This is a genomic window from Sphingomonas sp. NPDC079357, from assembly GCF_044901155.1.
Lineage (GTDB): Bacteria > Pseudomonadota > Alphaproteobacteria > Sphingomonadales > Sphingomonadaceae > Sphingomonas.
Genome location: NZ_JBJDOM010000001.1, coordinates 1,074,719 through 1,087,950, shown reverse-complemented (window position 1 = coordinate 1,087,950; position 13,232 = coordinate 1,074,719). Strand labels below are relative to the sequence as shown.

At 68.9% G+C, this 13,232-nt stretch carries 12 protein-coding genes; 8 read left to right on the top strand and 4 right to left on the bottom strand.

What is annotated here, in order from left to right; all coding sequences use genetic code 11:
- Nucleotides 1-12: 12 nt before the first annotated feature.
- From ftsA to ACI2JO_RS04985, 5 genes are all read left to right on the top strand, one after another.
- Nucleotides 13-1,272 (top strand): cell division protein FtsA, encoded by a 1,260-nt coding sequence (ftsA, locus tag ACI2JO_RS05005; RefSeq protein ID WP_404719618.1) that lies wholly within the window; start codon nt 13-15, stop codon nt 1,270-1,272.
- Between the two features lie 116 nt (nt 1,273-1,388).
- Nucleotides 1,389-2,897, top strand: a complete 1,509-nt coding sequence (ftsZ, locus tag ACI2JO_RS05000) for a cell division protein FtsZ (protein ID WP_404719617.1) — start codon at nt 1,389-1,391, stop codon at nt 2,895-2,897.
- Between the two features lie 112 nt (nt 2,898-3,009).
- Nucleotides 3,010-3,150, top strand: a complete 141-nt coding sequence (locus ACI2JO_RS04995; RefSeq protein WP_404719616.1) for a hypothetical protein — start codon at nt 3,010-3,012, stop codon at nt 3,148-3,150.
- Nucleotides 3,147-5,129 (top strand): SPOR domain-containing protein, encoded by a 1,983-nt coding sequence (locus tag ACI2JO_RS04990; protein WP_404719615.1) that lies wholly within the window; start codon nt 3,147-3,149, stop codon nt 5,127-5,129. Before ACI2JO_RS04995 ends, ACI2JO_RS04990 begins: the two co-directional genes overlap by 4 nt.
- 1 nt (nt 5,130) lies before the next feature.
- Nucleotides 5,131-6,294: a deoxyguanosinetriphosphate triphosphohydrolase gene (locus ACI2JO_RS04985; protein ID WP_404719614.1), complete on the top strand. Its 1,164-nt coding sequence runs from the start codon at nt 5,131-5,133 to the stop codon at nt 6,292-6,294.
- Between the two features lie 181 nt (nt 6,295-6,475).
- Here the strand turns inward: ACI2JO_RS04985 and ACI2JO_RS04980 are convergent, their stop codons facing one another.
- The gene (locus tag ACI2JO_RS04980; RefSeq protein WP_404719613.1) at nt 6,476-6,763 is read right to left on the bottom strand and encodes a hypothetical protein; all 288 of its coding nucleotides are present in this window, start codon (nt 6,761-6,763) and stop codon (nt 6,476-6,478) included.
- 154 nt (nt 6,764-6,917) lie between these two features.
- Between ACI2JO_RS04980 and argS the strand changes: the two genes are divergently transcribed.
- Entirely contained in the window at nt 6,918-8,645 is a 1,728-nt protein-coding gene (gene argS / locus ACI2JO_RS04975) for an arginine--tRNA ligase (protein ID WP_404719612.1), read from the top strand.
- Nucleotides 8,645-9,379 (top strand): SPOR domain-containing protein, encoded by a 735-nt coding sequence (locus ACI2JO_RS04970; protein ID WP_404719611.1) that lies wholly within the window; start codon nt 8,645-8,647, stop codon nt 9,377-9,379. Before argS ends, ACI2JO_RS04970 begins: the two co-directional genes overlap by 1 nt.
- Here the strand turns inward: ACI2JO_RS04970 and ACI2JO_RS04965 are convergent.
- A complete protein-coding gene (locus ACI2JO_RS04965) occupies nt 9,369-10,241 on the bottom strand; it encodes a MipA/OmpV family protein (RefSeq protein WP_404719610.1) in 873 nt (290 codons plus the stop codon). The genes ACI2JO_RS04970 and ACI2JO_RS04965 overlap by 11 nt on opposite strands.
- A 217-nt stretch (nt 10,242-10,458) precedes the next feature.
- On the opposite strand from ACI2JO_RS04965, the gene ACI2JO_RS04960 reads away from it, so the two are divergent.
- Complete coding sequence (locus ACI2JO_RS04960; protein WP_404719609.1) at nt 10,459-11,460, top strand: glycoside hydrolase family 3 N-terminal domain-containing protein; 1,002 nt, start codon at nt 10,459-10,461, stop codon at nt 11,458-11,460.
- 41 nt (nt 11,461-11,501) lie between these two features.
- Here ACI2JO_RS04960 and ACI2JO_RS04955 read toward each other — a convergent pair whose 3' ends face one another.
- On the bottom strand, nt 11,502-11,789 hold the full coding sequence (locus ACI2JO_RS04955; protein WP_404720327.1) for a GIY-YIG nuclease family protein: 288 nt from the start codon (nt 11,787-11,789) through the stop codon (nt 11,502-11,504).
- 91 nt (nt 11,790-11,880) lie between these two features.
- Complete coding sequence (gene accC, locus ACI2JO_RS04950) at nt 11,881-13,230, bottom strand: acetyl-CoA carboxylase biotin carboxylase subunit (protein ID WP_404719608.1); 1,350 nt, start codon at nt 13,228-13,230, stop codon at nt 11,881-11,883.
- Nucleotides 13,231-13,232 lie beyond the last annotated feature (2 nt).

Genomic DNA, 13,232 nt, shown 5'->3' with positions numbered 1-13,232 from the left:
GGGGGTAGAGCGATGGCGAAGGTAGCACCTGACGGCCTGATAACCGCGCTGGACATCGGATCGTCCAAGGTATCGGCGATGATCGCGCAAAAAGGCGACGGCGGCGAGCTGGTCGTGCTCGGCACCGGCCAGCGCGAGAGCCGCGGCGTCAAGCGCGGCTATATCGCCGACATGGGGGCGACCGAAGTGGCGGTGCGCGAGGCGGTCGAACAGGCAGAGCGGATCGCCGGCTTCAACATCGAGAATGTCTGGGCAGGCTTCTCGGCGGGCGGGCTGGTCAGCGACGAGGCGTTCATCGAGGCCGAGCTGGGCGGGATGCGCATCGAACAGGCCGACATTGACGCCTTGCTCCACGAAGGGCGGCAGTCGATTGATCCGCAGGGGCGGATGGTGCTCCACGCACAGCCCGCGCTCTATACGCTGGACGGGCTGACCGGGGTGAAGAAGCCGCTCGGGCTCCATGCCGACCGGCTCGGCGTCCATATCCATGTCATCGCCGCCGACGGGTCGCCGGTGCGCAACCTCGACCTGTGCGTCCGCTCGGCGCATCTGGAAGTGAAGTCGATCATCGCCTCGCCGGTCGCGACGGGGCTCGCCTGCCTCACCAGCGAGGAGCGCGATCTGGGCGTTGCGCTGGTCGAGATCGGCGCGGGAATCACAAACGTCTCGCTGTTCGCGGGCTCGATGCTGGTCGGGCTGAAGTCGATCCCGTTCGGGGCGGCCGATATTACCGACGACATCGCATCAGCCTTCGGCACGACGCGGTTGCAGGCCGAGCGGATCAAATGCTTCCACGGCTCGGCCAATGCGAGTCCGCGCGACAATCACGAGATGGTGACGATCCGCGAACGGACGCAGGAAGAGGATTCGGAGGCGCTGCAGATCACCAAGGCGGCGCTGATCGCGGTGATCCGTCAGCGTCTGGAGCATTTGGTCGGCGAGATACAGGCGGCGCTCAAGGAACTGAAGTTCGAGGGGCCGGTTGGTCGGCAGGTGGTGCTGACCGGCGGCGGCGCCGAGCTGAAGGGAATCGCCGACTACGCGCAGCAGGCGCTGGGCCGGTCGGTGCGGATCGGTCGCCCGCGCGGGCTGACCGGGCTGCCCGAGGCGCACGCTGGACCGGGCTTCGCGACCTTGGCGGGGCTCGCCTTCTTCGCCGCGAGCGACCCGATCGACCTGCGCGGCCTCGCGCCGACGCAGCAGATGGTCCACCGCCAGCGGGGTCTGCGAGGCTTCTGGAAGCTCGTTCAGGCCGCAAAGGCGAATTATTGACGCAGCAACAGGGCGGTTCGCGGTGTTTCCTCTTTCACCGCGCGCCCGCATGTTGCACATCGGTGTAAACGGCCCGTGATGAACCATGCGATGCGGGCGGACGGAGTATAGTTGCGATGAGCATCGAATTCATCACGCCCGATCTGGACGATCTGACCCCGCGGATCACCGTGATCGGGGTCGGCGGGGCCGGCGGCAACGCGATCGCGAATATGATGCGCGCGGACGTGCAGGGCGTGAACTTCCTGGTCGCGAACACCGACGCGCAGGCGCTCAAGCAGTCGGAGGCCGAGCAGAAGATCCAGCTCGGGGCGAAGATCACGCAGGGCTTGGGCGCGGGCAGCCGCCCGGAGATCGGGCGCGCCGCCGCTGAAGAGACGATCGAGGAACTCGGGCGTCTGCTCGAGGGCAGCCATATGTGCTTCATCGCCGCGGGCATGGGCGGCGGCACCGGCACTGGCGCGGCCCCGGTCATCGCCAAGGCCGCGCGCGACATGGGCATCCTGACCGTCGGCGTCGTGACCAAGCCGTTCAGCTTCGAGGGCAATCGCCGCTCGAAGTCGGCCGACGCGGGCATCGAGGAACTGCAGAAGTTCGTCGACACGCTGATCGTCATCCCGAACCAGAATCTGTTCCTGGTCGCCAATGCGAACACCACGTTCAAGCAGGCGTTCGAGATGGCCGACGAGGTGCTGCAGCAGGGCGTGCGCGGCATCACCGACCTGATGGTCATGCCGGGCCTCATCAACCTCGACTTCGCCGACGTCCGCTCGGTGATGCAGGAGATGGGCAAGGCGATGATGGGCACCGGCGAGGCGGAAGGCGACGACCGCGCGCTGATCGCCGCGCAGAAGGCGATCGCCAATCCGCTGCTCGACGGTGTGTCGATGCAGGGCGCGAAGGGCGTGATCGTCTCGATCACCGGCGGCGACGACATGCGTCTGCTCGAGGTGGACGAGGCCGCGAACCACATCCGCGAGCTGGTCGACCCGGACGCGAACATCATCTGGGGCTCGGCGTTCAATCCGGAGCTGGAAGGCAAGATCCGCGTCTCGGTCGTCGCGACCGGTATAGAGAGTGTCGGTCAGGCGACCGCTCCTGCCGCCGCCAGCGCGCCGTCCGAGCCGCCGCGCACCTTCAGCTTCTCCGCACCGCGCCGCACCGAGGCTGCGCCCGCGCCTACGGGTGCCGCTCCTGCGCCCGCCCCGACTCCCGCGCCGCAGCCGGTCGCCTACGAGCCGATCCCGGCGGTTCCGCCGCAGCAGCCGAGCGGCGCCGCCGCTGGAGCGATGGCCGAGGGTGTGCCCCCCGCGAACGGTGGCGCAGGTGTTGACCCGTCGCCCGCGCGTCCGGCGGAGGACGAGCTGGTGCTGGGCGCCGAGTCGCTGATGCCCGCGCCTGCCGCGACTCCGCCGGCTGGCGATGCGCAGCGCCGCCGCTTCCTGTCGCCGGGCACGCCCGAGGAAGAGACGCCCGCGCCGGCCGCGCCGCGCGTCAAGCTGGGCGGGACGCTGTTCGAGCGGATGCAGAACGCCACCCGCAACGCCGGTGGCCGTGCGGCCGATGACGAAGGCCGCGAGCCGGGTGACCTGCCGCGCTTCCTGCACCGCCAGAATAACCAGTAACCTCCGTATCGGCGGTGCGCGGTTCGACCGTGCACCGCCGTTCAGGCTCGCTTCGTCGCAGGCGGGTCGGCTGCATCATTGCCGGTTCGCGCCCCAGCGGCTCTATGGCGCGATGATCGATCATCCGTCCGCCCTCGTCATCACCGGGTTCGCGGTCATCGTGATGGCCGGCATCCCCGGCATGGTCTCGACTTTCTTTTCTACCGGTCCGTCCGGCCCGGCCACGGGTCGTGGCGCGGAGCTATACGCATGACCCATGTCGCTCGATCGCGATCGGGACGTTTCCACCTCGCCACCTGCCTTGCCGTGGTGCTGGCTACCGGATCGATGACGGCGGCGGAGCCGGCGGTCGCGCAGGAAGTGGTCGCGACCGCCAATCCCGACGCCGACCGGCTCGCGGACGTCGTGCGCCGGCTGGGCAGCGCGCCGCGCGACCTGTCCGCGCTGATCGAGGCGGGCGACCTGTCGTTCGCGCTCGGTGACGCCACCGCTGCGGCGGCGCTATACAAGCGGGCGGAGGCGGTCGATCCGAACAATGGGCGCGTGAAGGCCGGGATCGCGCGCATCCTCGTGAATGGTGAGCGACCGGGCGAGGCGCTGCGCTATTTCGAGCAGGCACAGCGTCACGGCGCGCCGATGCCGCAATATGCGGACGATCGCGGCCTCGCCTACGACCTGATCGGCGAGCAGGAGCGCGCGCAGCAGGATTACCGTCTTGCGCTGGGGCAGAGCGGGCAGGAAGCCACGAAGCTGGACGAGATCCGCCGTCGCTACGCGCTGTCGCTCGGCATTTCGGGGCGTCAGGAGGAAGCACTGGCGCAGATCGAGCCGTTGCTGCGCCGTCAGGATCGCGGCGCGTGGCGCGCGCGCGCGTTCATCCTCGCGATGAACGGCGATGTGTTGGGCGCGAACAAGATCGCCACCAGCATGATGCCGCGTGGCATGGCGGGCGGCCTGGCCGCCTTCTTCCAGCGGCTGCCGACGCTGTCGCCGGTCGACCGCGCCTTTGCGGTACACTTCGGTGAGGTGGCGCCGACGCCGGCACGGTTGGCGGATGCGCGGATGGCCCCGTCGCTCTCGCCGCTGCCCGCTACGCTGGCGCGCACGCAGGTCGCCTCGGTCGCGCCGACCGTGCAACCGCTCCCGACACCGCAGAGGAAGCTGTCGCGCAGCGAGCAGCGCCGCCGCGACCGCGCTGCGCAACTGGCGGCGGCGAACACACGCACGCCGCTTTCGCCGACGACAGCGACGACGACCCCCGTCACATCGCAGCCGACTCCCGCCGCGCCCACGCCCGCGCCGCAAGTCGCGCAGGCGGCGGTGCCGACACCGCAGCCACCGGCACAGGCGACCGCGCCGGCCGTCGTGGCGCAGGTCCAGCCACTTCCGACGCGTACGCCCGCACCCGCGCCGCAACTCGCCGCCGCGAACACCGCGCCGCTGAACGCGGCGGTCACGCGGCGTGCGCCGCCGCTGCGCGTCAGCCCGCCGCGGATCAGCGAGGATTCGATCCTCGCGCGGATCGTCGCCGGCATCTCGGTTCCCGCCGCCGAACTGGGCGTCGCGCCGATGCCCGGGGCGCAGCGCGTCGCGGTCGTCGCGCCGCCGGCCCCGGCCGCCGCGACACTCGACGAGGCGGCGCAAACCGCCGAGCGCAACGCCGCCGCCGACGATCAGAAGCGCACGAAGCTCGCCGCCGCCAAACGCCTGTCGCAAAAGGCGGTCGCCGCCGCTGACGAGCCGGAGGAGGCGCCCGCCGCCAAGCCGTTGGATCGCAAGGCACGTGCAAAGCAACTCGCCGCCGAGAAGGGGCGCAAGCAGCCCGCCGCGGAGGACCTCGCCGGAAAGCCGGCGGCCAAGCCGATCGATCGCAGGGCGCGCGCCAAGGAACTCGCAGCTGAAAAGGCCAGAAAGGAAGCCGCCGACAAGGAGGCTGCCGAGAAGAAGGCCGCCCGCGCCGAGCCCGCGCGCATCTGGGTACAGGTCGCGAGCGGCGCCAATGCCGACGACATGCCCAAGGCGTGGAAGAGCGCGCAGGCCAAGGCCGATGCGCTTGCCGGCAAGCGCGCCTACACCGTCCCCAATCGCGCCACGAACCGGCTTGTCACCGGCCCGTACAAGACTGAAGCCGAGGCGCGCGCGGCGGTCAACGCCTTGAAGAAGCAGGGCCTGTCCGCCTTCACCTTCACCAGCGAGGCCGGGCAGAAGATGACCAGGCTGGGCGGCAAGTAACATGGCCCCGCTCGCGCCGTGGGCGGCCGATCCGGCGCGGAGCCGCGGGCGGCTGCATCCCGAGGAAAGCGCCGACCGCGGCCCGCGCGACGCGTTCCAGCGCGACCGCGACCGGATCATTCACTCGATCAGCTTCCGCCGGCTGCGCCACAAGACGCAGGTCTTCCTCGCGCCGGACGGCGATCATTTTCGCGTCCGCCTGACCCACAGCCTCGAGGTGGCACAGATCGGGCGGACGATCGCGCGCGTGCTGGGGCTCAACGAGGATCTGACCGAGGCCTTATGCCTCGCGCACGACATCGGCCATCCGCCGTTCGGCCATGCTGGCGAGGATGCGCTGCGGCAGGCGATGGGCGCGGCGGGCGGGTTCGATCACAACGGCCACACGCTGCGCACGCTGATGCGGATCGAGCGGCCCTATCCGCGCTGGCCGGGGCTCAACCTGACGTGGGAGACGCTGGAAGGGCTCGCCAAGCACAACGGCCCGATCGCGGTCCCGGCGTGGGCGCTGGCGGAGGCGAACGCCGAGGCGGCACTCGATCTCACCAGCCATGCCTCGCTGGAGGCGCAGGTCGCGGCGCTGGCCGACGACATCGCCTATGACAATCATGACATTGATGACGGGTTGCGCGCCGGGCTGCTGACACTCGACCAGATCATGGCGGTGCCGTTGGTGGCCGACGGCTGGCGACGCGTGACCGCACGCTTTCCGGATGTCCCGCCCGAGCGGCTGGCGGGTGAGCTGATCCGCAGCCAGATCGGCGCGATGGTCAACGACCTGATCGCCGAGTCGCGCGCGCGGATCGCGGCGGCGGCGGTGGCGAGCGTCGAGGACGTCCGAGCTGCCGGGCGCGCGCTGATCGGCTTTTCGCCCGCGATGGCGACCGCCGAGCGCGAGCTGAAGCGGTTCATGTACGCCAACCTCTACCATCACCCGCGCCAATTGGCAGCGGCGGGCGCGGCGCAGCGCGTGATATCGGGGCTGTTCGCCGCGTATCGCGACGACCCGCGGTTGCTGCCGGAGGAGTGGCGCGATCGGCTGCCCGATAGCGATCCGGCGGTCAGCCGCCACATCGCCGATTTTATCGCGGGGATGACCGACCGCTATGCCGTGTCACGTTATCGCGAGACGGTCGGTGCGATCGACTTGCCCGAGGGCTTCTGACCAAGACGTCATTGCAAGCGTAGCTGAGAATCCAGGGCGTACTGATCCGGCCCTGAATCGCTTCGCTACGCTCGCAATGACGAACATTCTTGTCGTGCCGGACGTGATCCGGGGCCCCGCTTCTTCCGGCGTCGAGGCAGGAGGCGGGATCCCGGTCAGGCCCAGGATGACGTCAATTCAATCAGTTCGCAGCGACCGCCACCGGTGCCAGCGGGCGGTTGGTGCGGAACGAGACGTCGCGCCCATTGGCCTGACCCGAAACGCGGGTGCCGTTGACGGTCAGGCGGAAGCGGCCGTTGCTGCTGCCGACCTCATGACCCTGGATCAGCGTGGTGCCGTCCTGGTTCGGCACGAGCGAATAGACATAGGTGTGCCCGTCGCGGGTGAAGCTGCGCTCGACCGGAGCGGCGGCGGCGACGGCAGGAAGCAGCGCGGCGGCGGTCAGGACGAAAGCGATCGAGGAGCGCATGGGACGGTTCCTTGTCTGGAGATGATGCGGTGCAGCATCCCTGTTGCGCTGCAGCAGCGCAATTCCCGAACGCGCATTCGTTGTTGCGGCTACTGCAACCATGCGCGGCGCATGCATTTTGCGTCCGCGCGCCCCTTGAGCTAAGCGCCGCGGCATGACGCTCTTCACCCGTTTCACCGCCCATGTCGACGCTGCGCTCGACGCGCTGACCGCCGCCGGCACGCTCCCCGCTGATCTCGATCGCCGCAACGTCACGGTCGAGCCGCCGCGCGATGCCACGCATGGCGACCTGGCGACCAACGCCGCGATGGTGCTCGCCAAGCCGGCCGGCACCAACCCGCGCGCACTGGCCGAGGCGCTGGCAGGCGAATTGCGCGCGCTGCCAGAGGTGGCGGAGGTGTCGGTGGCCGGACCGGGGTTCATCAACCTGCGGCTCCACGACGACGTCTGGCGCAAGGAGATCGCGACGATCGTCGGCGAGGGCAACGACTATGGCCGTTCGACGCGTGGGCAGGGCGTGTCGGTGAACATCGAATATGTCTCCGCCAACCCGACTGGTCCGATGCACATGGGGCATTGCCGTGGCGCGGTGGTCGGCGATGCGCTCGCCAGCCTCTTGGAGTTCGCCGGACACAGGGTAATCCGCGAATATTATGTCAACGACGCCGGCGGGCAGGTCGACGTGCTCGCGCGCTCGACGCACCTGCGGTATCGCGAGGCACTGGGCGAAAACGTCGGCGCGGTGCCGGAGGGGCTGTATCCGGGCGATTATCTGGTCCCGGTTGGTGAGGCGCTCGCACAGGAGTTCGGCGACCGCTACGCCGCCGCGCCAGAGGCCGAGTGGCTGGCGCTGTTCCGCAATCGCGCGGTCGCGGCGATGCTGGTGCTCATCAAGGACGATCTCGCGCTGCTCGGCATCCACCACGACGTCTTCTCGTCGGAGGCGGAACTGCAGGCGGCCAGGAAGCCCGAGGCGGCCGAAGCGGTGCTGCGCGCGCGCGACCTGATCTACGACGGCGTACTCGAAGCGCCGAAGGGCGAGACGCCCGAGGATTGGGAGCCGGTCGAGCTGCCGCTGTTCCGCTCGACGCAGTTCGGCGACGATCAGGATCGCCCGATCCGCAAGTCGAACGGCAGCTGGACCTATTTCGGTGCCGACATGGCGTACCACTTCCAGAAGGCCGAGAGCGCCGATCAGCTGATCGACATCTGGGGCGCCGACCATGCCGGCACCGTCAAGCGCATCCAGGCCGCGGTCGCCGCGCTGACCGGGGGCAAGACGCGTTTCGACGTGCGTTTGGTGCAGATGGTGCGGCTGCTGCGCGGCGGCGAGCCGGTCAAGATGTCGAAGCGCGCGGGCAATTTCGTGACGCTTGCCGATGTCGTGCGCGAGGTCGGCAAGGATGTCGTCCGCTTCACGATGCTGACGCGGCGCTCGGATGCGCAGATGGACTTCGATTTCGCCAAGGTGGTCGAGGCATCCAAGGAAAACCCGGTTTTCTACGTCCAATATGCGCACGCACGCGTCCATTCGCTGCACCGGCGCGCCGCCGAGGCAGGTATTTCGGCCGCAGATGCCGATCTGTCCCGTCTCGATACGGAAGAGCTGGCGCTGGTGCGGCTCGCCAGCCAGTTCCCGCGCGTCGTGGAGACGGCGGCGGCGGCGCGCGAACCGCATCGCATCGCCTTCTATCTCTATGATCTTGCTGCCGAATTCCACTCGCTCTGGAATGCCGGCAACGATCGCCCCGACCGCCGCTTCCTCGTCCCCGACGATCACGCCGTCACCGCGGCACGTCTGGCGCTCGCCGCCGCGATCGGCCAGATCATCCGAAACGGCCTCGCCATCATGGGGGTAGAGGCGGTGGCGGAGATGCACTGATGCGCGAGGGGGAACCGATCGGCCGGATGAGCGACGCGGATCGCCTCCCGTGGCTCGACACCGTCGAGGCCGACGATCCCTATGCCGTGCCGGTCGGGCGGATCGTCGCCTTGGTCGCGGTTGGCCTGCTGGTGCTCGGCGCGATTCTGTTCGGGCTGTACCGCTGGCAGTTCGCGGGCAGCGGCGGCGACGGGCGGCTGATCGCCGCGCCGGCCGGCGACTACAAGATCCGCCCCGACGAACCTGGCGGGATGAAGGTGATCGGCGAGGGTGATTCGGCGATCGCCGCCAGCGCCGGCAACCATACCGATGCCGCGATCGATCTGGCGCAGGTGCCCGAAGCGCCGGTGGCGCGGGCCACCGCGCCCGCGCCGGGCGCCGGCACCCCCGCCAACGGCGCGCCAACGGCCAGCGTCGCGGTGCCACAGGCCGCTGCGCCGCTGCGCGCGCAACGCCCGGTCAGCGCGCCCGCGACGCAGGTGTCGGGCACGTCATCGGGCGGGACGATGGTTCAGCTCGGCGCCTTCCCCAGCCAGGCGGTTGCGAACGGCGCTTGGAGCCAGATCGCGCGCCGCTTCGGCTATGTCGCGACGCTGGAGAAGGTCGTCCAGCCCGCGCTGGTGAAAGGCAAGACCGTCTACCGCCTGCGCGTCAACGCTGGCAGCGGCGCGGCAGCGGCTGACTTGTGCGCGCGGCTGAAGCTGGCCGGCGAGGGCTGTTTCGTTACCGGATAAGCCGGAAGATGCCGCGATCGGGCAGCCGCACAGAGAAGGTGTAATGCATGCCGACCGCCAGTTGTAGCTGCGTCGAAGAATCGGCGCGGCGGATGATCGGCGAATCGGCGGCATCCCCGACCAGCCGCTCGTAGGTGGCCTGCGCCTCGATGCCCCAGTGGCGCGATATTTCCTTTGACGCGCTGCCGGTCAGCGCGACCGAGCGGAGCCCGGCTTTCGGGGTGTAGCGCTGCAACCCGGTGGCGGCGGCGGCGCGATCGTCGACCCCGAACCAGGCGCGCTGGTAGCGTGCGTCGCCCAGCAGCACGCGCGGGCCAAGCGACACCAGCCAGTCGTCGCCATCGCGGCGGACGTAATCCAGGCCGAGCTGGCTGATCCAGCCGTTGTGGCCGTTGACGCCCTTGCGAACGTCGCCACGCCAGCGAACTCGATCGCCCGTCCATGTCTCGACAGACCCGCCCAGTTCCAGCGTCCGCCCGACCCCCGGCAGCCCGGGCACCAGATCACCGTCGCGGCGTCGCCCCTCCCGTCGCAACGCGAAGGCATATTCGGTCCGGCCGCGTCGGATCAGCGTCAGGTTGGTGCCGTCGTCGGGCGCACCAAATGCAAAGGGCGTATCGCCGCGCGTGCGCGAGATGCTCACCCATGGGCTAAGTCGGCGTTGATCGTCGCCCGGGAACCATGGCTGCCATTGCGGCCCGGCGGCAACCTGCACGCGCATCGGGACGCGCGGCGGGGGGAGGTCGTCGGGGGTGGTGGATTGCAGTGCGCCGGGATCGCTTGGTGGCGGCGCGTCCTGCGCCAATGCGGCGTGGGGAAGGACCGCGATGCAGAGGCAAGCCAGGCAACCCGAAACGCGCATCGTCTTCTCCCGCAACTGCGACCCCGGCCACGGCTTTTAACAACCCTGCCGCCTGGGCTGAGTCTGTCGAAGCCCGTGCCCAACCACACGCCCGGGGACAAGCTCAAGGCGAACGGAGTGCCGATCGAACACGTGCACCGGATGTTCACGCTAGGCCCGACGATCGAACTTCCAAAGTCATTTCCTCCGCTGGGCGTTCCGCCCTAGAAGCGCGCGCATGAAGCCTGTGATCTTCGGCCTGTCCGGCCCCGTCCTTACCGCGGCGGAACGCGCCTTCTTCCACGCGGTGCGTCCCGCCGGCTACATCCTGTTCCGCCGCAACGTCGAAACGCGCGCGCAGGTCCGCGCGCTGACCGATTCGCTGCGCGAGCTCGAGGGCCACGACGATGTCGCGATCCTCGTCGATCAGGAGGGCGGGCGGGTCGCCCGACTGGGGCCGCCGGAATGGCCGGCATTCCCCGCCGGGCCGGACTTCGACCGGCTCTACGAGCTGTCGCCGATGTCGGGGATCGAGGCGGCGCGCGCCAATGGTCATGCGCTGGGGCTGATGCTGTCGGAGGTCGGGATCACCGTCGACTGCCATCCGATCCTCGACGTGGCCCGCCCCGAAACCACCGAGGCGATCACCTCCCGCGCCTTCGGGCATGAGCCGATGCGTGTGGCCGCGATGGGCCGGGCGACGCTGGAGGGGCTGGCAGCGGGCGGCGTCGTCGGCGTGGTCAAGCATATGCCGGGGCACGGTCGCGCGCGCGTCGACACGCATTACCATCTGCCGACCGTCACCGCTTCCGCGGAGGAACTGGAAGATGATCTCGCACCGTTCCGCACGCTTGCGCACGCGCCGATGGGGATGACCAGCCATATCGTCTATCAGGCGTGGGACGCCGGGCGCCCCGCGACCTTGTCGCCAGTCGTGATCGAGGAGGTGATTCGCGGGCGGATCGGATTCGATGGGCTGCTGATGACCGACGATATCGACATGAAGGCGCTGTCAGGCTCGGCGGGGGACAAGGCGGCCGGCGCGATTGCGGCGGGGTGTGACGTGGTGCTCGATTGCTGGGCGCGAATGGAGGAGATGGAGGAGATCGCCGCGCGGCTGGGGGAGATCACCCCGGCGGCGCGGGCGCGGCTGGATCGGGCCATGGCGGGGCGGGTGGCGGCGACGGGCGACATGGCGGCGCTGCTCGACAAGCGCGACCGGCTGCTGGAGTTGGTATAGCGAATTTCGTCGCCCCGGACTTGATCCGGGGCCCCGCTTCTTCAGGCAAATCGCTCGAACAGATCGAGCCAGTCAGGATTTTCCCGCTCGATCAACGCGAACTTCCATTCGCGTCGCCACCGCTTGAGCCGTTTCTCATGCGCAATGCAGGCGTCGGTCTGCTCGCTGGACCCCGCCCATACGAGCCGAGTCAAACCATAACGCGCGCAAAACTCAGAGCCCTTGCCGATCCGATGCTGTGCAACCCGCAAGATCAGATCAGCGGTGACCCCGACGTACATTGTGCCGCGATACCGATCGGCCATGATGTAGACCCAGCCGCCAGCCACGCCCGGAGGAAGGAAGAAGCGGGGCCCCGGGTCAAGCCCGGGACGACGCAGAATGGGGAAGGTGAGGACAACCAAGCGGCATAGTGAATAATTACCCCTGCTTGGCGAGCCACTCCTCCAGCCACTTGATCGTGTACGCCCCTTCGCGGAACTCGGGATCATCCAGCAGCGCCTGATGCAGCGGGATGGTGGTCTTCATCCCCTCGATCACGAACTCCTCCAGCGCGCGACGCAGACGTCGCAGCGCGCCCTCGCGGGTGGTGCCGTAAACGATCAGCTTGGCGATCATGCTGTCGTAATAGGGCGGCACCTTATAGCCCGCGTACAGCCCCGAATCGACGCGCACATGCATCCCGCCCGGCGCGTGATACTGCTTCACCAGCCCCGGCGACGGCGCGAAGGTGCGCGGGTCCTCGGCGTTGATGCGACATTCGATCGCATGGCCGCGAAACACCACGTCTTCCTGACGCAGCGTCAGCGGGTGCCCCTCGGCGACGCGGATCTGCTCGCGCACCAGATCGAGCCCGGTGATCGCCTCGGTCACCGGATGCTCGACCTGCAGCCGGGTGTTCATCTCGATGAAGTAGAACTCGCCGTTTTCCCACAGGAACTCGATCGTCCCCGCGCCGCGATACGCCATGTCGGCCATCGCCTTGGCGACGATCCCGCCCATCCGCTCGCGCTCCTCCGCGGTGATGACGGGTGAGGGGGCCTCCTCGACGACCTTCTGGTGGCGGCGCTGGAGCGAACAGTCACGCTCTCCGAGATGGATCGCATGGCCGTTGCCGTCACCGAACACCTGGAACTCGATGTGCCGAGGGTTGCCGAGGTATTTTTCCATGTAGACGGTCGCGTCGCCGAACGCCGCCTTCGCCTCGCTGCCCGCCTGCTGCATCAGCGTCTCGAGCTGGTCGGCTGATTGGCACACCTTCATGCCGCGCCCGCCGCCGCCGCTCGCGGCCTTGATGATCACTGGATAGCCGATCTCTTCGGCGAGCGCCTGCGCCTCTGCGACGTCGCTGATCGCGCCGTCCGAGCCCGGCACCAGCGGCAACCCGAGCGCGCCGGCCGTGCGCTTGGCCTCCACCTTGTCGCCCATCACGCGGATGTGCTCCGGTTTCGGCCCGACGAAGATCAGGTTATGCAGCTCGACGATCTCGGCGAACTTGGCGTTCTCGCTGAGGAAGCCATAGCCGGGATGGATCGCGTCCGCGCCGCTGATCTCGGCCGCCGAGATGATGTTCGGAATGTTGAGGTAACTGTCCGCCGCGGCGGGCGGCCCAATACAGATCGCCTCGTCCGCGAGCCGCACGTGCATCGCATCGGCGTCAGCGGTCGAGTGCACCGCGACGGTCTTGATGCCCATTTCGTGGCACGCGCGGTGGATGCGCAGCGCGATCTCGCCGCGGTTGGCGATCAGCAGTTTCTTGATCTGCGGCATCC